This window comes from Actinomadura nitritigenes (genome assembly GCF_017573545.1).
Classification (GTDB): Bacteria; Actinomycetota; Actinomycetes; order Streptosporangiales; family Streptosporangiaceae; genus Spirillospora; species Spirillospora nitritigenes.
The window spans coordinates 211,891-231,778 of record NZ_JAGEOK010000010.1; the positions used below are offsets into that span (position 1 = coordinate 211,891).

General features: G+C 74.7%; 22 protein-coding genes. 11 read left to right on the plus strand and 11 right to left on the minus strand.

What is annotated here, in order from left to right; translation table 11 throughout:
- Positions 1 to 80: 80 nt before the first annotated feature.
- The 4 genes from J4557_RS17520 (at position 81) to J4557_RS17535 (ending at position 3,550) form a co-directional block, all read left to right on the plus strand.
- On the plus strand, positions 81 to 839 hold the full coding sequence (locus J4557_RS17520) for an SDR family oxidoreductase (protein ID WP_208267664.1): 759 nt from the start codon (positions 81 to 83) through the stop codon (positions 837 to 839).
- Positions 836 to 1,633 (plus strand): muconolactone Delta-isomerase family protein, encoded by a 798-nt coding sequence (locus J4557_RS17525; protein ID WP_307799922.1) that lies wholly within the window; start codon positions 836 to 838, stop codon positions 1,631 to 1,633. The genes J4557_RS17520 and J4557_RS17525 overlap by 4 nt, the downstream gene beginning before the upstream one ends.
- Positions 1,634 to 1,706: 73 nt before the next feature.
- Positions 1,707 to 2,930: a cytochrome P450 gene (locus J4557_RS17530; RefSeq protein WP_208267666.1), complete on the plus strand. Its 1,224-nt coding sequence runs from the start codon at positions 1,707 to 1,709 to the stop codon at positions 2,928 to 2,930.
- An 80-nt stretch (positions 2,931 to 3,010) separates the two neighbouring features.
- Positions 3,011 to 3,550 carry a TIGR00730 family Rossman fold protein gene (locus tag J4557_RS17535; RefSeq protein WP_208267668.1) on the plus strand — a complete coding sequence of 180 codons (540 nt, stop codon included), beginning with the start codon at positions 3,011 to 3,013 and terminating at the stop codon, positions 3,548 to 3,550.
- 52 nt (positions 3,551 to 3,602) lie between these two features.
- Here the strand turns inward: J4557_RS17535 and J4557_RS17540 are convergent, their stop codons facing one another.
- Positions 3,603 to 4,181 carry a carboxymuconolactone decarboxylase family protein gene (locus J4557_RS17540; protein ID WP_208267670.1) on the minus strand — a complete coding sequence of 193 codons (579 nt, stop codon included), beginning with the start codon at positions 4,179 to 4,181 and terminating at the stop codon, positions 3,603 to 3,605.
- Between the two features lie 244 nt (positions 4,182 to 4,425).
- On the opposite strand from J4557_RS17540, the gene J4557_RS17545 reads away from it, so the two are divergent.
- From J4557_RS17545 to J4557_RS17570, 6 genes are all read left to right on the plus strand, one after another.
- Complete coding sequence (locus J4557_RS17545) at positions 4,426 to 5,184, plus strand: universal stress protein (RefSeq protein ID WP_208267672.1); 759 nt, start codon at positions 4,426 to 4,428, stop codon at positions 5,182 to 5,184.
- A gap of 40 nt (positions 5,185 to 5,224) precedes the next feature.
- The gene (locus J4557_RS17550) at positions 5,225 to 5,737 is read left to right on the plus strand and encodes an STAS domain-containing protein (protein WP_208267674.1); all 513 of its coding nucleotides are present in this window, start codon (positions 5,225 to 5,227) and stop codon (positions 5,735 to 5,737) included.
- 44 nt (positions 5,738 to 5,781) lie between these two features.
- A complete protein-coding gene (locus J4557_RS17555; RefSeq protein WP_208267676.1) occupies positions 5,782 to 6,357 on the plus strand; it encodes an Rv1733c family protein in 576 nt (191 codons plus the stop codon).
- Between the two features lie 250 nt (positions 6,358 to 6,607).
- On the plus strand, positions 6,608 to 7,384 hold the full coding sequence (locus J4557_RS17560; RefSeq protein ID WP_208267678.1) for a sigma-70 family RNA polymerase sigma factor: 777 nt from the start codon (positions 6,608 to 6,610) through the stop codon (positions 7,382 to 7,384).
- Between the two features lie 59 nt (positions 7,385 to 7,443).
- On the plus strand, positions 7,444 to 8,805 hold the full coding sequence (locus J4557_RS17565) for a dihydrolipoyl dehydrogenase family protein (RefSeq protein ID WP_208267680.1): 1,362 nt from the start codon (positions 7,444 to 7,446) through the stop codon (positions 8,803 to 8,805).
- Between the two features lie 85 nt (positions 8,806 to 8,890).
- On the plus strand, positions 8,891 to 9,652 hold the full coding sequence (locus tag J4557_RS17570; protein WP_190851621.1) for a DeoR/GlpR family DNA-binding transcription regulator: 762 nt from the start codon (positions 8,891 to 8,893) through the stop codon (positions 9,650 to 9,652).
- Between the two features lie 52 nt (positions 9,653 to 9,704).
- Here J4557_RS17570 and J4557_RS17575 read toward each other — a convergent pair whose 3' ends face one another.
- From J4557_RS17575 to J4557_RS17610, 8 genes are all read right to left on the minus strand, one after another.
- Entirely contained in the window at positions 9,705 to 9,989 is a 285-nt protein-coding gene (locus J4557_RS17575) for an HPr family phosphocarrier protein (RefSeq protein WP_208267682.1), read from the minus strand.
- An 11-nt stretch (positions 9,990 to 10,000) separates the two neighbouring features.
- Positions 10,001 to 11,035: a zinc-dependent dehydrogenase gene (locus J4557_RS51670; protein ID WP_208267684.1), complete on the minus strand. Its 1,035-nt coding sequence runs from the start codon at positions 11,033 to 11,035 to the stop codon at positions 10,001 to 10,003.
- Complete coding sequence (locus tag J4557_RS17585) at positions 11,032 to 11,478, minus strand: PTS mannitol transporter subunit IIA (protein WP_208267686.1); 447 nt, start codon at positions 11,476 to 11,478, stop codon at positions 11,032 to 11,034. Before J4557_RS17585 ends, J4557_RS51670 begins: the two co-directional genes overlap by 4 nt.
- The gene (locus J4557_RS17590; RefSeq protein ID WP_208267688.1) at positions 11,471 to 11,770 is read right to left on the minus strand and encodes a PTS lactose transporter subunit IIB; all 300 of its coding nucleotides are present in this window, start codon (positions 11,768 to 11,770) and stop codon (positions 11,471 to 11,473) included. Before J4557_RS17590 ends, J4557_RS17585 begins: the two co-directional genes overlap by 8 nt.
- A gap of 4 nt (positions 11,771 to 11,774) precedes the next feature.
- Positions 11,775 to 12,959 carry a mannitol-specific PTS transporter subunit IIC gene (gene mtlA, locus J4557_RS17595; RefSeq protein ID WP_208267690.1) on the minus strand — a complete coding sequence of 395 codons (1,185 nt, stop codon included), beginning with the start codon at positions 12,957 to 12,959 and terminating at the stop codon, positions 11,775 to 11,777.
- A 36-nt stretch (positions 12,960 to 12,995) separates the two neighbouring features.
- Entirely contained in the window at positions 12,996 to 13,934 is a 939-nt protein-coding gene (gene pfkB / locus J4557_RS17600; protein ID WP_208267692.1) for a 1-phosphofructokinase, read from the minus strand.
- Between the two features lie 182 nt (positions 13,935 to 14,116).
- Positions 14,117 to 15,034, minus strand: coding sequence for a hydroxyquinol 1,2-dioxygenase (locus J4557_RS17605; RefSeq protein WP_208267694.1), 918 nt, complete (start codon positions 15,032 to 15,034; stop codon positions 14,117 to 14,119).
- Positions 15,031 to 16,116 (minus strand): maleylacetate reductase, encoded by a 1,086-nt coding sequence (locus J4557_RS17610; RefSeq protein ID WP_208267696.1) that lies wholly within the window; start codon positions 16,114 to 16,116, stop codon positions 15,031 to 15,033. Before J4557_RS17610 ends, J4557_RS17605 begins: the two co-directional genes overlap by 4 nt.
- A gap of 124 nt (positions 16,117 to 16,240) precedes the next feature.
- Here J4557_RS17610 and J4557_RS17615 point away from each other — a divergent pair, with 124 nt between their 5' ends.
- Complete coding sequence (locus tag J4557_RS17615) at positions 16,241 to 17,638, plus strand: FAD/NAD(P)-binding protein (RefSeq protein WP_208267698.1); 1,398 nt, start codon at positions 16,241 to 16,243, stop codon at positions 17,636 to 17,638.
- Positions 17,639 to 17,671: 33 nt separating this feature from the next.
- Here the strand turns inward: J4557_RS17615 and J4557_RS17620 are convergent, their stop codons facing one another.
- On the minus strand, positions 17,672 to 18,619 hold the full coding sequence (locus J4557_RS17620) for a TIGR03564 family F420-dependent LLM class oxidoreductase (protein WP_208267700.1): 948 nt from the start codon (positions 18,617 to 18,619) through the stop codon (positions 17,672 to 17,674).
- Positions 18,620 to 18,647: 28 nt separating this feature from the next.
- Complete coding sequence (locus J4557_RS17625) at positions 18,648 to 19,790, minus strand: FAD-dependent oxidoreductase (RefSeq protein WP_208267702.1); 1,143 nt, start codon at positions 19,788 to 19,790, stop codon at positions 18,648 to 18,650.
- Positions 19,791 to 19,888: the final 98 nt, after the last annotated feature.

Consider the following 19,888-nt stretch of genomic DNA (forward strand, 5'->3'; position numbering starts at 1 on the left):
CAAGGTCCGGGCGGAGGCATCGGGAGCGTCGCGGGAAGGGGCCGGTGGACGGAGGCATCTGGTGACCAGGGGAAAGCGGTATGACGGAACCCGGCGCTCCACGTGAGGGCGACGCCCGGTTGCAGGGGCGGACGGTCGTGGTGATCGGCGGAAGCTCGGGCATCGGGCGGGAGACGGCGCGCCTGGCACGGGGCGAGGGCGCCGACGTCGTGCTGGTGGGGCGGGATCCCGGGCGGCTGCGGGACGCGGCGTCCGACGTCGGCGCGACGCGCACCGAGGCGTTCGACGCGACCGACCCCGAGCGCCTCCAGCGGTTCTTCGAGGGCGTACCGGGACGGATCGACCATGTGATGGTGACGGCCGGGAGCAACTACTACGCGCGCCTGGCCGACGTGGACTTCGCGGAGGCGCAGCGGCAGGTCGAGGAGCACCTGTGGCTGCCGATCCGCATCGCCCGCGCCGCGGCGGGGCGGATGCCGGCCGGGGGCTCGCTGGTGTTCATGGGCGGGACCGGCGCGCGGCGCCCGGGCCTCGGGCTGGTGGTGTCGTCGCCGCTGACGGTGGCGCTGCCCGCGCTCGTCGCCGTGCTGGCGCTGGAGCTGGCGCCGGTCCGGGCCAACCTGATCGCGGCGGGATTCGTGGACACGGCGCTGTCGGCGCGGCTGCTGGGCGACCGGCTGGAGCGGCGGCGCGAGCAGCTGCGCGGCTCGCTGCCGATCGGGCGCGTCGTCCAGCCGGACGACGTCGCGGCGCTCGCGGTGCAGCTGATGGTCAGCACCGCCGTGACCGGCGCGACCTTCGATGTCGACGGCGGCCAGCAGTTCGTCTCGGGCGCGTGACCGCACGTTCCCGGTGGGAGGAGAACGCCATGGAGTTCCTCGTCGAGTTCCAGGTCGACGTCCCGGAGGGGACGCCCGAGGACGAGGTGAGGCGGCGGCAGGACGCGGAGGCGGCCGCCGCGGCCGACCTGGCGGCGCGGGGCCACATCATCAGGATCTGGTCGACGCAGGGCGAATCGGGTGAACGCCTGATCCTCGGGCTGTACCGCGCCGACGACCGCCCCCGGCTCGACGCCCTGCTCCGCGGCCTGCCGCTGTACGACTGGATGCGCATCACCGTCACGCCGCTCGGCGCCCACCCCAACGACCCGGCCGCGGCCGGCGGCGGCCGGCTGCCCGATCCCCGGCTGACGCCGGTGTACCGGCTGGAAGCCGTCCTCGCCCCGCCGCTGGACCTGGGGGAGGTCGCCGCCGGACGCCGCCGGATCGTGCCGCTGACCGGCGGGACCTTCACCGGTCCCCGCCTCCGGGGCGTCCTCGTGCCCGGGGCCGGCGCCGACTGGCAGGTCGTCCTGCCGGACGGCACCGCGCTGGGCGACATCCGCTACACCCTGCGGACCGACCGCGGCGACCTGCTCTCCGTCCGGTCGCGCTCGGTGCGCCACGGCAGCGCGGACGTCCTCGCCCGGCTGGGCCGCGGCGAGGACGTCGACCCGAGCGAGTACGTCTTCCGCGCCTCCACCTCGATCGAGACGGCGGCCCCTGATCTGGACTGGCTGAACAAGGGCGTTTTCGTCACCGTGGGCGGCCGCCTCCCGGACGCGGTCGTGTACGAGACCTACCTCGTCGGATAGCGCGCACCCCCACGGCGCGAAGCCAGGCAACCAAGCGGTTGTTTCTCCCTCGTGCCGGTGCCAGCCTTGGACGATGGACGGCCTTGACCTGACCGATCTGGATCGGTTCGCGCACGGGTTCCCGTACGAGGTCTTCGACGCGCTCCGGCGGGACGCGCCGGTCTGGTTCCACCCCGCGACCGCGAACACCCCCGGCGGCGAGGGCTTCTGGGTGGTCAGCCGGTACGCCGACATCGTGGCCGCCGCGTCCGACGGCGAGACCTTCTCCTCGGAGGGCGGGCCGGGACGCGAGGGCGGGGGCACGCTCATCGAGGACCTTCCCGGCGGGTTCGCCGCGGGCGTCCTGCTGAACATGATGGACGACCCCCGGCACCGGCGGTTCCGGCGCCTGCTGACGCCGAGCCTGGCCCCGCGCGCCATGCGGACGATCGAGGCGGACCTGCGGCGGCGCGCCGAGCGGATCGTGGACGCCGCGCTGGCGAAGGGCGAGTGCGACTTCCTGGCGGACGTGGCGGCCGAACTGCCGCTGCAGGCCGTGGCGCAGCTGCTCGGCGTCCCGCAGGAGGACCGGCACCGGCTGCTGCTGTGGGCCGATGCCACGCTCGACCACGAGGACAGGGCCTTGGGGGAGAGCACCGAGCGCACCCAGCAGGCCGCGGCGGAGATGTTCGCCTACGGGTCGGCATTGCTGGAGCGCAAACGCGCCGAGCCGGCCGGGGACCTGCTCTCGCTTGCCGCGCACGCCCGCATCGACGGCGAGCCCCTGTCGGACCTCGAACAGCAGATGCTCTTCAACCTGCTGATCGCGGCGGGCAGCGAGACCACGCGGAACGCCATCGCCGGCGGGATGCACGCCCTGATGGACGACCCGGGGGCATGGAAGCGGATCCGGGACGACAGGAGCCTGCTCCCGGCCGCGGTCGAGGAGATGCTGAGGTGGTCCTCACCGACGCCCTACAACCGCCGGACCGCCACCCGGGACGTCGTCCTGGGCGGGCGGACGATCCGCGCGGGGGACAAGGTCACCCTCTGGTGGGCGTCGGCGAACCGCGACGGCGAGGTCTTTCCCGACGCGTACCGCTTCGACATCGCGCGCAGCCCGAACCCCCACCTGGCATTCGGGCGCGGCGGCCATTTCTGCCTCGGCGCCGCACTGGCCCGCGTGGAGATGCACGTCGTGTTCGACACCCTTCTCGACCGGATGGATTCGGCGGAACCGGCCGGCCCGATCGAATACACGCGAAGCAACAAGCATTCCGGCGTCCGCCACATGCCCGTCCGCCTCCGTCCCCGGTAAGGGCGCCGCCCGTCGGCCGCCGCGTGCCGCGCCGCCACGACCGCGGAGGACGCGGGCGCCGTCACGCGTACGGTGACCGTATGAAGATCTGCGTTTTCCTCTCCGCGGCCGATCTGTCCGCGACCTACACCCGGCCGGCGCGCGAGTTCGCCGAGCTGATCGGCAAGGCCGGGCACACCCTGGTGTGGGGCGGCTCCAACACGGGCCTCATGCGGGTCGTGGCCGACGGCGTGCACGAGTCGGGCGGGCGGCTCATGGGCGTCTCGGTGCGGTTCCTGGCGGACAAGGTCCGGTCCGGCGTGGACGACATGGTGATCGCGAAGGACCTGGGCGAGCGCAAGAGGCTGCTCCTGGAGAAGGCGGACGCCGTGGTCATCATGGTCGGCGGGACCGGGACCCTCGACGAGGCCACCGAGATCCTGGAGCTCAAGAAGCACGGCCAGACGGAGATGCCGCTGGTACTCCTCAACACCGCCGGCTTCTATGACGGGCTGAAAGAGCAGTTCAGGCGAATGGAGGACGAGGGGTTCCTCCCGCGACCGCTGTCCGAGCTGGTCTTCTTCGCCGAGGAGCCGGCGAAGGCCATGGCCTACCTCGAGGAGACCGCGGGCGAAGGCTGAGCCGGGCGGCCGAGGACGGGAGACCGCAGCTCGGCGGCCGTGCGGACGTCCTTCAAGACCGGTAGTCGCCGAAAGCAGGGGTGCCGGGTTCGGGCTGAAGCCTCAGGGCGCGCGCGGCGAAGGAGATCGCGTGGTACCAGCCGCAGAGCAGGAGCAGGTCCACGGCCCCCTCCTCGCCGACCGCGCCGGCCAGCTCCCCCCATTCGTCGTCGGAGAGGTCGTTCGTCGAGCACAGGGCATCCACCGCGCGGAGCACGGCCCGGTCGCCGGGGTCGGTCCAGCAGCCGTCGTCCGGGCCGCCGTCGACGATGGAGCGGATCTGCTCGGCGTCGAGCCCGGCCTTGGCGGCGAAGACCGCGACGTGGACGCCCCACTCGTACTCGGCTCCGCACCGCCGCGTGGTGCGGTCGATCACCAGCTCGCGATGCCGCAGGCTCAGGGCCGCCCGGCGGGACAGGTAGTACCGCCCCCACCCGTGGAGGCCGTGCGCCCGTTCCGGCCGGCGGGCGAAGACCCTGAACAGGGCGATCGGCGCCCCGAGCGCCTCCAGGGCCGCGGCCGTCTCCGCGTCGTGGGGCGGCTCGACGGGGGCGACGCGCGGCCCTGCGGTGTGCTGTGAAGATCGAGGCATGCGGTCACGCTAACACCGCTGCTTCGAAAAAAGAAGCGCTCGCTCCGCGTCATCCGGGAGCTCGCCCAGGGCCCGGCCGCCACCTTCCGCGAACTCCGGCGGCGGTGCGACGGCGTCTCCTCCACCGGGACAGCGCACCGGGGCGGGATGTGACATTTCCCGCCCGCTTTCGGCTGTGATCCCGAAAATCCTGCCGAAGTGTCACAAGCCGCGAGTCCCGCCTGTCTTAGCTGTCGACCGGGCGATGACCGACGCTCCTGAAAAGGGAGCAGCGGCCATTTCCCAGGGAACCGAGTGTTCGCCGAACCAGGCGATCGAGCCGGCCTGCCCAGCGATGTGCTGCCGCCGTTCGGGCAAGGATGAACGCGGTTCCCCGCTGCCGTTCCCTGAGGGAATTCCGCGAGCAAAGGAGACAGACATGATCGTGGTGGTGGCCGACGACTCGCAGGCGGGGCTGCGGGCCGTCGAATGGGCCGCGCGCGAGGCGGCCCGGCACTCGATCCCGCTGCACGTGCTGCACGCCGTCTCCGTGGCGTGGCAGGCCACGGTCCGGGAGGACGGAATCGCCGGAGCCGCGGGGGCGATCGTCGAAGGCGCCGGCGCGGTGCTGGAGCGGGCCCGTGCCGTCGCCCTGACCGCCGAACCCCGCGTGCCGGTGACCACGGCGGTCGTCCGGGGCGACCCCCGGCCCGCGCTGATCGAGGCCGCGCGCGAGGCCGAGCTGCTCGTGATCGGCGATCGGGGGCTCGCCGATCACGGCCTCGGCACCTTCAGCGAGCCGCCGGTCAATTCGGCGGGCCTCGGCGTTTCCACCTACGTTCTCTGCGACATGGTGGTGGTCCGCCGGCCCGCGGACGTCCTCCGGCTTTCGCCCGCCCAATGGCTGTTCGATCCGGCGGACGTCCGGCTCGACGAAATCGACCCTTACGGGCTCCTCGGAATGATCCGGCCCCTCGAAACGCACTTCGGTTCCGGCCTTCCCCTCCCGAGCGAATGGGCATGAAGGCGGTTCGCGCGGGAGGCCGGCGGGCGGCGACGCGTCCTTGCAGATCGACCTGGTCCGGTCGGGCCCCGGCAAGGTCGAGCGCGAGGAGATCGACATGACCGAACAGACCGTCGAGGGCGCGCCCGAACCGGCGGGGGCCGGTACGCGGCCGGCACCGCGCGCGGGCCTGCGGGTCCGCAGCGCGCAGCTGCGCCTGGACGGCACCTTCGAGCCGCCGCACCTGGTCGTGGACGGGGAGATCGACATGAGCACGCTCCCCACGTTCGACGAGGCGCTGGCCAGGTTGGTCGCGCACAGCCGCGGCGACGTGTGGGTGGACGTGGAGATGCTCGACTTCATCGACGTCGGCGGGCTCCGGGCGCTGGCCGCGACCGCGTGCCGGCTCGGGCTCCAGGACCGGCGGCTCGTGCTGCGCTCGGTCGCCCCCCATCTGGCCAAGCTGATGGACCTGGTCGGGTGGAGCCAGATCTCCAGCCTGCTCATGCTGGCCAGGGTCGAGCGGCGGTCCCCGGCACCGCGCGTCGCATCTCCCTGCCGCTCGGCGGGCTGAGCCCGTCCCGCCGCATGACGTCGCGGGACGCTGAGGAGGAGGCCATGAAACCGACCGGAGTACGGGCGGGCGTCGGCCGGCTGCGGCGGCGCATCGGCTTCGACGGGAACGAGCTGCGCCGCGACGTGGACCGCCGGCAGCGGGCGGCCGGCCTGCTCCTCCTGCTGCTGTTCCTGGGCGTCGGCCCGCCCGTCTGCTGGCGGATCGCCCGGAACGCGTACGACTCGGGGGTCCGCGCCGAGCGGTACGAGGCCGCGACGCGGCACGAGGTCGACGCCACGGTGCTGAAAGTGGACGACCTGGCGTCCGGGCACCGGGTCACCGTGACCTGGCGGGAACCGGGCGGGCAGGCGCGGACCGGCTCCTACGACACCTGGTACCGGGCCGTCGCGGGCGAGCACCTGAAGCTGTGGGCCGGCCCGGCCGGGGCGTCGGACGTCGAGCCGCGACGGCACGCGCGGACGGTCGGCGAGGCCGTCGGCGCCGGCCTCGGCGCCGCGACCACGGCCGGCATACCGGTCCTGGTGGCCTACCTGGTGATCCGCCGCCGCTCCGACGTGCGGCGCGACCGGCTCTGGGACGCCGAGTGGGAGCGCCTGGACGCCGACCGCTCCCGCTGACCTCGGAGCGGGCCACGGCGCGCCCGGTCGAACCCGCCCGCCGCCGCGCGGCGGCGGCGCCCGACGTCCCTAGGGAGGCCCGGGCCTTCCCTAGGGACCCCGACCAGGGTCCTCCACTGATGCGACCCGGGCGCGCCCCCGGCGACAGTGAGGGAGATCGGCGAGGCGCTCCGGCCCGCCGACCGGACGGAGGGCCACGGCGAATCCCGCGGCCGCCTGTCGTGAAGGCGACTTCTCATCGAAGGTTCCCATGAACATCCAGCTTGACGAACGAGACCGGGCGACCTCCCTCGACCAGGCCGCCGCCGTCTTCGGCGACGTGCGTTCGCGCCTCTTCGGCATCGCCTACCGGGTGCTCGGCGGCCCGGCGGAGGCCGAGGACATCGTGCAGGAGACGTGGCTGCGCTGGCAGGACGCCGAGCACGCGGTCATCGCCGACCCCGGGGCGTTCCTGGCCCTGATCACGACGCGGCTGTCCATCAACGCCGCGCGGTCCGCCCGGGTCCGCCGCGAGACCGGCATCGGGCCCCGGACGCCCGAGCCGGTGGACCTCGGCGCCGACCCCGCCGCCGGCGCCGAGCGGGCCGAGGCCGTCGAACGGGCCCTGCTGCTCCTCCTCGAGACGCTGACGCCCGCGCAGCGGGCCGCCTACATCCTGCGCGAGGCCTTCGACTACCCCTACGCGCGGATCGCCGAGCTCATCCGGCTCAGTCCGGCCAACGTCCGGCAGGTGGTGAGCCGCGCCCGCAGGCAGCTGAGCGCGCCGCGGCGCGGCTCGATCGGGGCCGGTGAGCACCGGCGCCTCCTGTCGACCTTCCTCGAGGCCGCCCAGGAGGGGAAGGTGCGGGCTCTGGAAGAGCTGCTGGTCGCCGACGTCGTGGGGTCCTCCGGCGCTACGCCCGCGTTGCGGCGGGAGCCGTCGCCCGCCCAGGAGACCGTGGTGAGCCGCCGGGTCGCCAGGTGCACCGTCTCCGGCCCGGGCGGTCGCCGGGGGAGCGCCCGGCGCCCCGTGCCCGCCGACGCCTGAACCTGACGGATCGCCGGAGCAGGCGATGACCACCGATTCCGCAACGAGAGGAGAGCGACATGAGCGACCGGGTCGATGTAGTGGTGGTGGGACTGGGGCCGGGCGGCGAGTTCGCCGCGGGCGCGCTGGCCGAGGCGGGGCTGGACGTGGTCGGGATCGAGGCGGAGCTCGTCGGCGGGGAGTGCCCGTACTGGGGCTGCGTCCCCAGCAAGATGATGGTCCGGGCCGGCGACGTGCTCGCCGAGGCCGCCCGCGTCCCCGTCCTCGCCGGTGAGGGGAAGGCCGTCCCCGACTGGAGCCGGGTCGCCGCCCGCGTCCGGTCGGAGGCCACCGGCGGCTGGGACGACCAGGCGGCCGCCGATCGCCTGGCGGCCAAGGGCGTGCGCCTCGTCCGGGAGAGGGGGCGGCTCGCGGGCCCGCGCCGGGTGACCGTGGGCGACCGCACGTTCGAGGCCGCGCGCGGCGTCGTCCTGGCCACCGGCTCGCATCCCTCGATCCCGCCGATCCCGGGCCTGGAGGGGACGCCGTACTGGACCAACCGGGACGCCATCGAGACCGAGGAGATGCCCGCCTCCATGCTGGTGCTCGGCGGCGGCGCGATCGGCGTGGAACTCGCCCAGGTCTTCGCCCGCTTCGGATGCGAGGTCACCGTCCTGGAAGGAGGGGACCGGCTGCTCGCCCGCGAGGAACCGGAGGCCGGGGAGCTGGCCGCGAAGGCGCTGCGGGCGGACGGCGTCACCGTCCGCACCGGTGCCCGGGCCGTCGACATCGAGCACGACGGCACGACCTTCGAGGCACTGCTCGAAGGCGGGCTCGAACCCCTCCGCGCCGAGCGCCTCCTCGTCGCGACGGGCCGCCGCGCGGACCTGGCCGCGCTGGCGGTCGACACCGTGGGGCTCGACCCGGCCGCGCCGGCCCTGCGCACCGACGGGCAGATGCGGGCCGCGGACGGGCTGTGGGCGGTCGGCGACCTCACCGGGCGCGGCGCCTTCACCCACGTCTCGATGTACCAGGCGCGGATCGCCGTCCGCGACGTCCTGGGGAGCCCCGGGCCCGACGCCGACTACCGGGCGCTGCCCCGCGTCACCTTCACCGACCCCGAGATCGGGGCCGTCGGGCTGACGGAACGCCAGGCCCGCGACCGCGGCCTGCGGGTGCGCACCGGCCTCGTGCCGATCGCCGCGTCCACGCGCGGCATGATCCACGGTCCCGGCAACGAGGGGTTCGTCAAGCTCGTCGAGGACGCCGACCGAGGCGTCCTGGTCGGCGCCACCTCGGCGGGCCCGGTGGGAGGCGAGGTGCTGTACGGGCTGAACGTCGCCGTCCACACCGAGACGCCCACCGACCGCCTCAAGCACATGATCTACACCTACCCGACGTTCCACCGCGCCGTGGAAGCCGCCCTGCACGCCCTCCGGTGAACCGGAGGGCGCCCCGGCTTGACGCGGTCACACATCCGGGGCTATTCACAGAGAAAACAACGTGGGATTCGGTGGTAACCCGTACATGTACGCCGAGGAACGGCAGCAGGAGATCCTCCGCCGCACGCGCGAGGCCGGGCGGGTGGACGTCATGACCCTCGCCGAGGACTTCGGCGTCACCATGGAGACGATCCGCCGCGACCTGACGGCCCTGGAGCGCTCGGGGACGCTGCGCCGCGTGCACGGCGGCGCGATCCCCGTCGAGCGGCTCGGCTTCGAGCCGGCGCTCGCGGCCCGCGACGCGGTGATGACCGCGGAGAAGGAGCGCATCGCCAAGGCCGCGCTCGCCGAACTGCCCGCCGACGGGTCCGTCGTCATCGACGCGGGGAGCACGACCGGGCGGCTCGTCCAGGTGCTGCCGAGCGACCGGGAGCTGACCGTCATCGTCAACTCGCCGCCGCTGGCCACGGTGCTGGCCACCCGGTCGAACCTCAGCGTGATCATGCTCGGCGGCCGGGTGCGGGGGCGGACGCTGGCGACGGTCGACGACTGGGCGATGCGCCCGCTCGACCGGCTGCGCGTCGACGTGGCGTTCATGGCCACCAACGGCTGCTCGGTGGAGGCGGGGCTGACGACGCCCGACCCGGCCGAGGCCGCGATCAAGTCGGCGATGATCCGGGCGTCCCGGCGCAGCGTGGTGCTCACCGACCACACCAAGATCGGCAACGACTACCTCGCCCGGTTCGCCGACCTGAGCGACATCAGCGTCCTGATCACCGACACCGGCCTGGACGCGGGGCTGGCCGCGGAACTGGCCGCGGCCGGCCCCGAGGTCGTCCGGGTCTGAGCCCGCCCGGACCGGGCGCCGTCCCGCGGCCGCGTCGGGGACGGCGCCCGGCTCAGGCGCCGGCCGGTTCCTCCGCGTCCAGGTCGCGGGCGAGGAGGGCGGTGAGCGCGTCCAGTGCCGCGTCGGCGCCGGGCCCGTCGTCGGCCTCCAGCGTGACCTCGGCACCGTGCCCCGCGCCGAGGGCGAGGACGGCGAGGATGCTGTCGGCGGGCGCGGACCGGTCGCCGGCCCGGATCCGGACCGGGACGTCCTGCGCGGCGGCGGCCTGGACGAACAGGTTCGCGGGCCGCGCGTGCAGGCCGGTGCGGGAGGCGATCGTCACGGTGCGCTGGGGCATGTCGGCTCCTGTCAGGGCTCGATGGTGACCTTGATCGCGGCGCCGCGGGCGACGGTCTCGATGCCGTCGAGGACGCTCGCGAGCGGCAGCCGGTGGGTGATCAGATCGGCGACCGGCACCGCGCCGGTCGCGATCAGCCGCAGGGCGCGGGCGTTGTGCGCGGGGCTGGACCCGTTGGCGCCCACGATGGTCAGCTCCCGGTAGTGCACCAGGTTGGAGTCGCAGGCGATGACCGGGTCGTCCTTCGGCAGGCCGCCGAAGAAGCTGATCCGGCCCTGCCGGGCGGCCATCTGGAGCGCCTGCTCCTGGGCGGCGCCCGAGGCCGCGGCGGTCACGACGACGTCGGCGCCGCGCCCGTCGGTCAGCTTCATCACCTGGTCGACCAGGTCCGGGCCGGTGAGCGCGGCGTCGGGGCGGACCCGCTCGGCCGACATCTCCAGGCGCTCGGCGTTGATGTCGGCGAGGAACACGCGCGCCGCGCCGCGCGAGCGCGCCAACCGGACGTGCAGGCAGCCGATCGGACCGGCGCCGATCACGACGACGTCGTCGCCGTCCCCGACCCGTGCGAGCTCCTGGCCGTTGAGGACGCAGGCGAGCGGTTCGGCCACGGACGCCTCGGCGAACCCGACCCCGTCCGGGATCCGGTTGAGCCCGCCGACGGCGAGCACCTTGGCGGGCACGACGGTGTACTCGGCGAAGCCGCCGTCGTAGTGGTACCCCATCGACTCCTGGTTCGGGCACACGGTCAGGTGCCCGCGCCGGCACTCCTCGCACCGCCCGCACGGGATGGCGGCGATCACCTGGACCCGGTCGCCCGGCGCCCAGCCGGTCACGTCCGCGCCGGTCGCGACGACCTCGCCGGCGATCTCGTGCCCCATGACGCGGGGCGGCCGGATGTGGTGGTGGCCGAACCGGGAGATCTTGACGTCGGTGCCGCAGGTGGAGCAGTTCCGCACCCTGATCTCGACGTCGCCGGGGCCGGGGACGGGCTCGGCGGCGTCCTCGACGCGGATGTCCCCGGGGGCGTGGAAGCGGGCGACCTTCACTGGGCGATCTCCTCTCCGTCCGGCCGCAGGAGCCGGATCACTTCGTCGGCGTCCGCGGCCTCGCGCAGCCTCCGCGCGCGGCCGGGGTCCAGCAGGATCTGCGCGAGCTCGGACAGGATCCGCACGTGGCCGTCGCCCCGGGCGGCGATGCCGACGCACAGGGCGACCCGTTCGCCGTTCCAGTCCACCCCGCTGGGGAAGCGCAGGACGCACAGCGCGTCGTGGTGCACCAGCTCCTTCCCGGCCAGGGTGCCGTGCGGGATCGCCACGCCCTCGCCCACGTACGTCGAGACGGTCCGCTCGCGGGCGAGCATCGCGTCGATGTAGCCGGGCTCGGCCGCGCCGGCCGAGACGAGCGCCCGCCCGCACTGCCGGACGGCGTCGTCCCGGTCGGCCGCGGCCGCGTCGAGGCGGACGGCGGAGCGGGCCAGCAGGTCAGGCACCGATCTCGCCGCCGTCCTTGATGGCCGCCACCAGGCGGGTCACCGCGGGGTCGCCGAGGAACACCTGGAAGGTGACGAGCGGCTTGTCCGGCGCGCTGGTCCGCGCGCGGGCGCCGAGGCCCTCGTGGCAGACGACGACGTCGGCGTCGCCCGGGATGGAGTTCACCGGGGTGTGCTCGACCGCGACGCCCGCCTTCCGCAGTTCCTTGCGGAGGCTGCTCGCGAGCATGACGCTGCTGCCCATGCCGGCGTCGCACGCCACGACGATCTTGCGGATGTCCTTGCCGTTCATGTGGTCACGCCTCCTGGGGTGAGGGGCTGGCGGTCTTCGCGGGCGGGACGCCGGCGCCGGCGGCGGGGTCGCCCGCGCCGGCGGCCGGATCCTCCGCGCCGGCGCCGGACGCCTCCGCGCCGGCCTCGCCGGGCTTCTTCTCGGCGAACCTCCCGAACCCGAGCAGCGCCGCGCCGACCGCGAACGAGACGGCCGCGGCGACGAGGACGCCCAGGTAGACGCCGACCCAGCCGTGCCTCGGGGTCTCGGCGACGTAGGCGAAGATGCTGCCGGGCGACGGCGTGGCGACCAGGCCCGCGTCCGTGGCCATGAAGGTGGCGATGCCGGCCGCGCCGCCGGCCATGGTCGCGAGGATGAGCCGGGGCTTCATCAGGATGTAGGGGAAGTAGATCTCGTGGATGCCGCCGAGGAAGTGGATGATGATCGCGGCCGGCACGCTCGGCCGCAGCGACCTCGGTCCGAACATCAGGTAGGCCAGCAGGACGCCGAGCCCCGGGCCCGGGTTCGACTCGAGCATGAACAGGATCGACCTGCCGTTCTTCGCCGCCTCCGCGAAGCCCAGCGGGGCGAGCACGCCGTGGTTCACCGCGTTGTTGAGGAACAGCACCTTCGCCGGTTCGATCAGCACCGAGGCCAGCGGCAGCAGGTGGTGGTGGATCAGCCACTCGACGCCGTTGCCGGCGCCCTTGGTCACCTGCCGGACGATCGGGCCGACGCCCCACACGCCGAACACGGCGACGGCGCCGCCGACGATCCCGGCGGTGAAGTTGTCGACCAGCATCTCGAACCCGGTTCGGGTCCGCTCCTGGATGTAGCCGTCGACCTTCTTGAGCAGGTAGGCGGCGAGCGGCCCGACGATCATCGCGCCGAGGAACATGGGGATCTTGGAGCCCACCACGACGCCCATGGTGGCGACCGCGCCGACGACCGCCCCCCGCTGGCCGTGCACCATCCGGCCGCCGGTGTAGCCGATGAGGATGGGCAGCAGGTAGGTGATCGTCGGGTCGACCAGCTCCCCGAAGTGCTTGTTCGGGAGCCATCCGGTCGGGATGAACAGCGCGGTGACGAGGCCCCACGCGATGAACGCGCCGATGTTGGGCATCACCATCCCGGCCAGATGGCCGCCCAGGCGCTGGACTCCGGCTTTCAGCCCGCTTCCGCTGACGGCTGGTGTGTACGCAGCGGCCATCTCGGCCTCCTCAGGGTTCGGGGGTCTGCGTGAGGATCAGGCGATGAGCGAACGGCCGAGGTCCGGCCGGGCGTCGATGCGGACGATGTCGCGCCGGATGTCGTCCGGGCGCGGCATCCGGCTGGCCGGCAGGCGCACGGCGGCGGCTCCCCAGGCCAGCCCTTCGGCCAGCGCCGGGGCGCCTCGCGCGCCCGCCGCGAGGAACCCGGCGAGCAGCGCGTCGCCCGCGCCCACCGTGCTCCTCGGTTCGGAGACGGGCGCCGTCCCGATCGTGACACCGTCCTCGTCGACGAGGACGGCGCCGTCGGCGCCCAGGCTGGCGAGCACGGTCCCCGCACCGCGCTCGCGCAGTTCCCGGGCGGCCTCGACCGCGTCGCCGACGCTGGCGACCGGCCGCCCGACGGCCTCGGCCAGCTCGTCCCGGTTCGGCTTGACCAGGTGCGGTCCCGCGCCGACGGCGGCCAGCAGCGCCGGGCCGCTGGCGTCGACGGCGACCCGCACCCCGGCGGAGGTGAAGAACTCGCACAGCCGGGCGTAGATGTCGGCGGGCACCCCCGGCGGGAGGCTGCCGCAGGTCACCGCCCAGCTGGCGCCCTCGGCCTCGTCGAGCACGACGTCGGCGACCGCGTCCAGCTCCTCGCGCGACAGCGGTTCGCCGGGCTCGTTGAGCTTGGTGACGACGCCGTCGGGCTCCACGATCGTCACGTTCGAGCGGGTCCGCCCGGCCACCGGCACGGCGTGGACGGCGATGCCGTCGCCCTCCAGCAGCCGGACGAGCTGCTCGCCGTCCGCGCCGCCGGAGGTGACCACCGCGACCGTCGGCACGCGGTTGGCCAGCAGCGCGCGGGACACGTTCACGCCCTTGCCGCCGGGGTCGATGCGCACCGACCTCGCCCGGGTCATCGTGCCCTTGACGAGCCGGTCGACGTCGATCGTGCGGTCGAGGCTCGGGTTCAGCGTCAGCGTGACGATCATCACGTGCCGCCTCGGCGCCGTTCGCAGCTCACTGTGGGTTCACCGCCGTTTCGCGTCTGTTTCCATTTGTTTACGCCTACATGTGTGGGAACGTCAAGAGATCGCCGCGAACCGGATGCGGGCGACGGACCCGGCGCCGTCCGGCGCCGGCGGGTTCCGAAGAGAGGGCGGCGGCTCGCCGATCACGCGCCGGCGGGCGCCAGGACGATGTCGAACCCGGTCCTCGACCAGGTGCCGTCGACGGCGCGGCCGTCGGGGGTGGGCGTGCCGGCCGGCAGCCGCTCGAAGTCCTTGACCAGCGATTCCCTGACGCCGAACACGGTGTCGGCGTCCAGCAGCGCGTCGCCGCGCACGAAGATGTGGGTCACCAGGGTGCGGTGGCCGGGGGCGGACACCCTGAAGTGCAGGTGGGAGGCGCGCATGGGAGAGCGGCCGACGGCGGCGAGCATCGCGCCGACCGGCCCGTCGTCCGGGATGGGGTAGGGCGTGGGCGTGACGGCCCAGAACCGGTAGTCCCCGTCCGGCCCGGTGAACAGGTGGGCCCGTCCGGCGGTGCGGTCGTCGCCGTACTGGACGTCGTAGCGGCCGTCGGCGTCGGCCTCCCACACGTCGACGCGGGCGCCGGGGACGGGGGCGCCGGCGGTGTCGCGCACCGTCCCCTCGACCCAGCAGGGCTCGCCGGGCGCACCGCCGCCGATGTCGCCGCCGAGCTCGATCCGGGGAGCGCCGTCGACGAAGAACGGCCCGAACACGGTCGCCTCGGTGGCGTCGCGGTGGGCCCGGTTGTTGATCGTGATGGTCTGCATCGAGGCGCCGAGGGTGTCGGAGAGCAGGACGAACTCCTGCCGCCGGTCGTCGGTGACGTGGCCCGTCCGGGTGAGGAACTCGATGGCCTTCCACCATTCGTCCTCGGTGAGCCGGACCTCGCGGAGGAAGGCGTGCAGGTGCCGCACGAGCGCGCGCATCAGCTCCCTGAGCCGGGGGTCGGCGCAGCCGTCGAACGAGCGCAGCACCCGTCCGAGGAGCTCCTCCTCGCGCCGGTCCTGCTCTGCGGCGGTGGCGTCGGGCGCGGTGCGGTCCGGGGTGCGGTCCTGGGTCATCGGGGCTCGGTCCCTTCCCATGCCGCCCGCAGCAGGGCGGTGAGGTCGTCGGCGGTGACGGGGCGCGGGTTGTTCGCGGGGACGGCGTCGAGGACGGCCGGGACGGCGGTCGCGATCCCGTCTTCGGGCATGCCCAGGTCGCGCAGGGCCGCCGGGGCGTGCAGCCGGGCGCGCAGCCGGCCCAGCCCGGCGAGCGCGGTGCCGCCGCCGAAGGCGGCGGCGATCCGGGCCTCGGCGTCCGGGGCTGCGGGCGCGTTGAAGGCGAGCACGTGCGGCAGGACGACCGCGTGGGTCTGCGCGTGCGGCAGGTCGAACATCCCGCCCAGCACGTGGCAGATCTTGTGGTGCAGACCGGAGCCCGCGGACGCGAACGCGACCGCGGCGAGATAGGCGCCGTAGAGGGAGTGCTCGCGGCCCGGGAGCCCGGCCGGGTCGGCCACCACCCGGGGCAGGCCGATCCGCAGGGCCCGGATGCCCTCGCCGGCCAGCGCCCGGTCGATCGGGTCGGCGCGCGGGCCCCACATCGCGTCCACGCAGTGCGCCAGCGCGTTGAGCCCGGACGCGGCGCTGAGGTCCACCGGGAGCGTGAGCGTGAGCGAGGCGTCGTAGACGATCGCACGGGGGAGGACCCGGTCGTCGGCGCCGGTGGTCTTGCGGCCGTTCTCGGTGATCCCCCAGACGTCGGTGGCCTCGGAGCCGGCGTAGGTCGTCGGGACCGCGACGATCGGCAGCCCGGTCGTGAGCGCGACCGCCTTGGCGAGCCCGGTGGTGGATCCGCCGCCGACGCAGACGAGCGCGTCGGCCCGGTGCTCGCGGGCCGCCGCGCGGGCGCGTTCGGCGACCGGCAGCGGCACGTGCATGGCGGTCTCGTGGTGCCAGTGCGCGACGGGCAGGCCGCCCGCGACCTGCCGGGCGACCTCCGCCTTGCCCGCCGCGGCGACCGCCATCACGCGGGACGCGCCGAGCGCGGTGATCTCCTCGGCGAGCGCGGCGGCGGCGTCGCCCGGGGCGAACCGGACCCGCTGGGGCAGGGTGCGGTGCTCGAAGCGCATCCGCTCGTCGGAACCGGGCGTGGTCGTCATAGGGGCGATCGTCTCCGCTAGGCGTCGTCAGGGTCGTACCCAAAGATCCGGCCGCCGGCCCAGCGGGCTCGCCTCGGGCAAATTTGGACAATTCTTGTAGGAAATATCAGCTAGGCTCAGGGGCATGTCCGACCATGTCGCTGACAGCGGAGACGAGCCACTGATCGCCGTGGTCGGCGGCGGTGCGAGCGCGACGCTGGTGGCCTCGCACCTCCTGCGGCGCACCGGGCCGGTGCCGCGGCTCCTCCTCATCGACGGACGGGGCCTGCACGGGCGCGGCCAGGCGTACTCCACCGAGGACCCGAACCACCTGCTGAACGCCCGCGCGGCGAACATGAGCGGCGTCGAGGGCGACCCCGGCCACCTGCTGGACTGGACGCGCGCCCAGGGGATCGAGGCGTCCGGAGAGGACTTCCTCCCGCGCTCCCTGTACGGCCGCTACCTGCGCGATCTTCTCGACACCTCGGCCGAGGCGCGGCCCGGCCACCTGACCGAGCTGACCGGCACCGTGCTCTCCCTCGACGCCGGGCCCGCCGCCCCGGGATGGACGCTCCGCCTCGCCGACGGCTCGTCCCGCGCGGCCGACGCCGTCGTCCTGGCCGTCGGCAACCAGGCGCCGGGCCACCTGCCCTGGGCACCGCCCGCGCCCCGGTACATCGCCGATCCGTGGCGGCGCGGAGCGCTGGACGCCATCGACGACGACGCGCCCGTCCTGATCGTCGGTACCGGGCTGACCATGGTCGACCTGGCCATCAGCCTGAGCGGCAGGTCTCCGGGCCGCGTCGTCCACGCCGTGTCCCGGCACGGGCTGCTGCCCCAGGCGCACCATCCGCCGCCGCGCCCGCCGGAGGCGGACCTCGTCCTGCCCGCCGAACCGATGAGCCTGCGGGAGCTGCTGCGCTGGGCCAGGCTCGCCGTCCGCGGCAACGGCGGGGAGTGGCACGGCTTCGTCGACGCCGTCCGGCCGCACGTCCCCGCCCTGTGGGGGCGGCTGTCGGACGCCGACCGGCGGCGCTTCCTCGCCCTGGTCGCCCGGCACTGGGAGGTGCACCGCCACCGGATCCCGCCGGCCTCCGCCGCCCGGATCGAGGCGCTGCGCGCCGAGGGCCGCCTGCGCGTTCACCGGGGCCGCGTCGACGACGTCCGGGCGGGTGCCGCTCACGGGCTCAGCGTGCGCGTCGGGACCGAAGGCGGGACCTCGGACCTGGAGGTCGGCTGGCTGGTCAACGGCACCGGACCGGCGGGCGCCCCGGGGACCGACCCGTTCCTGTCGGGCCTCGTCACCGCGGGGGTCGCCCGTCCCGGACCGCTCGGTCTCGGGCTGGACGCGGACCCCGACGGCGCCGTCCGCGACGCGGCGGGGCGGCCCCACGGCGACCTGTTCGCCCTGGGGCCGCCCCTGCGCGGCGTCCGCTACGAGACCACGGCCATCCCCGAGATCCGGGCCCAGGCCGCCGTCCTCGCCGGCCGCCTCGCGGCCCTCGGCCGCTCCCGCCGCCGGCGGATCGAACGGGTCCGCTGAGGCCCGCCGTCGGCTTCCGGGAACGTCCTCGTGTCAGCCGGCCGCGGCGGGAGCCGCGCCGCGCGCCAGGTCGCCGAGGAGCCGCCACGTCCGGGCCTGGTCCGCCGGGCCCGTGATGCCGGTCTGGGTGAGGACGACCTCGGTCGCACCGGCGTCGAAGTAGCGCCGGACCTCGGCGGCGACGGTCTCCTCGTCGCCCGCGACGAGCAGATCCGCCGCCTTGGAGGCGCCTTCCAGAGCGACGACCCGCTGGTAGGAGGGGACCCGGTCGTAGAAGGCGAGCTGCTCGGCGGCGGCCGTCCGCGCGGCCTCGACGTCGCCGGTCACCACCCCGGGGACCAGGGCGACGACGCGGGGAGCGGGGCGTCCGGCGCGTGCGGCGGCCGCGGTGATGGCCGGGACGATGTGCTCGCCGAGCGTCCGCGGACCGGCCAGGAACGGGAGCGTGCCGTCGCCCAGCTCGCCGGTGACGCGCAGGGCCTGCGGGCCCATCGCGGCGACCAGCAGCGGGACCGCCGGCTCCGCGCCCGGCAGCGCGGCGGGCATCGGCGGCGCGGCGGTCAGCGTCTCGCCGCGGAAGTCCGCGGTGCCGGTCTCGGTCAGGGAGCGCAGCACGGTGAGGAACTCGGCCAGCCGCGTGACGGGCCGCTCGTAGGGCACGCCGAACACGGGCTCGACGAACGCCCTGGCCCCGAGCGCGAGGCCCAGGTGGAACCGGCCGTGCGTCGCGGCCTGCGAGGTCTGCGCCTGGCTCGCGACCAGGATCGGGTGCCGGCCGAAGATCGGCACGGCCGACGTCCCCACGGCCAGTCCGGGCGCCTCCCGGCCGACCAGCCCCGCGAGCCCCACCGCGTCGTAGTCGAACCGCTGCCCGAGCCAGACGGAGCCCAGCCCCGCCGCTTCGGCCTCCTTCGCCGCCGCCACCACCTCGTCGACCGCGTTGCCGGACCCGCCTGGATGAAGCACTGCTCCGATCGTCATGCCGGCGGCAACCCGAGGCGGAGACCCATCATTCCCGTCGAGAAACTCGAAATCTCGCCGGGGCGGCGCGCTCCCCGGAGGCCGCGTCGGCGATGATCCGGCCGAGCAGCGGCGCGAACTTGGCGCCGTGCCCCGAGCAGGGCGAGGCGACGGTGATCCCGTCCACGCCGTCGATGACGAAGTCCTCGGTGGGGGTGTTGGTGAAGAGGCAGGTCGTCTCGGCGTACGGCTCGGGGACGAGGCCCGGCAGGGTCCGGCGGACGTACGCCGTGACCCGCGCGCGGTTGGCGGGGTCGATCTCCCCGCTCTGCGCCGCCGCGCCGCGGATCGGCCGGCCGCCGTTGTACTCGGCGACCTTCAGCCCGGTCCGGCCGCCGGGAAGGGCGGCGTCGCGCCCGCCGGGCAGGCCGTAGACCAGCATGGACGGGATCCCGTGGATGAACGTCGGCCACGATCCGTCCGAGCCGGCGCGGTAGGGGAAGTGGTAGGCGTTCTCCTGCATCACCTGCAACGGCGGGAACGCCGCCAGGAAGGACTCGGGCAGGGCCAGGTCGCCGAGCAGGCCGGGGAGCCAGCCGCCGGCGGTGACGACGACCTTCTCGGCCTCCTCGGCGCGCCCGTCCGCTCCGACCGCCCGGAGGCCGGCGCCGGCGCGCTCGACCGAGGCCACCGGCCGCCCGGTCTCGACGCGGGCGCCGCCGGCCCGCGCCAGCCGCAGCATGGCCGCGACCGCGGCCTCCGCGTCGATCACCCCGGCGTCCGGATGCCACAGCACGTCCGCGCCGCGGTCGCCGAAGTCGAACTGCGGCCAGCGCGCGGCCGCCTCGGCGCCGGTGAGCAGTTCGTGGTCGACGCCGACCTCCTCGAACACGGCCGCCAGCGCCGCCGGGTCCCGGTCGGCCCCGAAGTCCACCGACCCCGTCGAGGTGACGAGGCGTTCGCCGGCGAGGCGTTCCAGCTCGTCCCATTCGCGCCGCGCGTCGACGACCAGCCGGGCGTAGAACGGGTCGGGGTAGGCGTACCGGAGGATGCGCGCGGACCCGTGCGAGCTGCCCTCGCCGTTGGCCGGCGTGGAGCGTTCCAGCACGGTCACGTCGTGACCGCGCCGGGCCAGCTGCCAGGCGGTCGCGGCACCGGCGAGGCCGGCTCCGACGACGATGCAGGTGCTCATCGGGCTTCCTCCTCCGCGGCGAGGGCGCGCGCCGGTCGGTCCCGTGCCGGCGAGCCGCCGGACCGATCAAGGACACGATCTCAGAAGTCGGCGCCGGC

Excerpts from the sequence above, each read along its gene's own strand:
- J4557_RS17520 (WP_208267664.1), top strand. The coding sequence starts at position 81 with ATGACGGAACCCGGCGCTCCACGTGAGGGCGACGCCCGGTTGCAGGGG.
- J4557_RS17530 (WP_208267666.1), top strand. The coding sequence starts at position 1,707 with ATGGACGGCCTTGACCTGACCGATCTGGATCGGTTCGCGCACGGGTTC.
- J4557_RS17535 (WP_208267668.1), top strand. The coding sequence starts at position 3,011 with ATGAAGATCTGCGTTTTCCTCTCCGCGGCCGATCTGTCCGCGACCTAC.
- J4557_RS17540 (WP_208267670.1), bottom strand. The coding sequence starts at position 4,181 with ATGCCTCGATCTTCACAGCACACCGCAGGGCCGCGCGTCGCCCCCGTC.
- J4557_RS17545 (WP_208267672.1), top strand. The coding sequence starts at position 4,426 with ATGACCGACGCTCCTGAAAAGGGAGCAGCGGCCATTTCCCAGGGAACC.
- J4557_RS17555 (WP_208267676.1), top strand. The coding sequence starts at position 5,782 with ATGAAACCGACCGGAGTACGGGCGGGCGTCGGCCGGCTGCGGCGGCGC.
- J4557_RS17560 (WP_208267678.1), top strand. The coding sequence starts at position 6,608 with ATGAACATCCAGCTTGACGAACGAGACCGGGCGACCTCCCTCGACCAG.
- J4557_RS17565 (WP_208267680.1), top strand. The coding sequence starts at position 7,444 with ATGAGCGACCGGGTCGATGTAGTGGTGGTGGGACTGGGGCCGGGCGGC.
- J4557_RS17570 (WP_190851621.1), top strand. The coding sequence starts at position 8,891 with ATGTACGCCGAGGAACGGCAGCAGGAGATCCTCCGCCGCACGCGCGAG.
- J4557_RS17575 (WP_208267682.1), bottom strand. The coding sequence starts at position 9,989 with ATGCCCCAGCGCACCGTGACGATCGCCTCCCGCACCGGCCTGCACGCG.
- J4557_RS17590 (WP_208267688.1), bottom strand. The coding sequence starts at position 11,770 with ATGAACGGCAAGGACATCCGCAAGATCGTCGTGGCGTGCGACGCCGGC.
- mtlA (WP_208267690.1), bottom strand. The coding sequence starts at position 12,959 with ATGGCCGCTGCGTACACACCAGCCGTCAGCGGAAGCGGGCTGAAAGCC.
- pfkB (WP_208267692.1), bottom strand. The coding sequence starts at position 13,934 with ATGATCGTCACGCTGACGCTGAACCCGAGCCTCGACCGCACGATCGAC.
- J4557_RS17605 (WP_208267694.1), bottom strand. The coding sequence starts at position 15,034 with ATGACCCAGGACCGCACCCCGGACCGCACCGCGCCCGACGCCACCGCC.
- J4557_RS17610 (WP_208267696.1), bottom strand. The coding sequence starts at position 16,116 with ATGACGACCACGCCCGGTTCCGACGAGCGGATGCGCTTCGAGCACCGC.
- J4557_RS17615 (WP_208267698.1), top strand. The coding sequence starts at position 16,241 with ATGTCCGACCATGTCGCTGACAGCGGAGACGAGCCACTGATCGCCGTG.
- J4557_RS17620 (WP_208267700.1), bottom strand. The coding sequence starts at position 18,619 with ATGACGATCGGAGCAGTGCTTCATCCAGGCGGGTCCGGCAACGCGGTC.
- J4557_RS17625 (WP_208267702.1), bottom strand. The coding sequence starts at position 19,790 with ATGAGCACCTGCATCGTCGTCGGAGCCGGCCTCGCCGGTGCCGCGACC.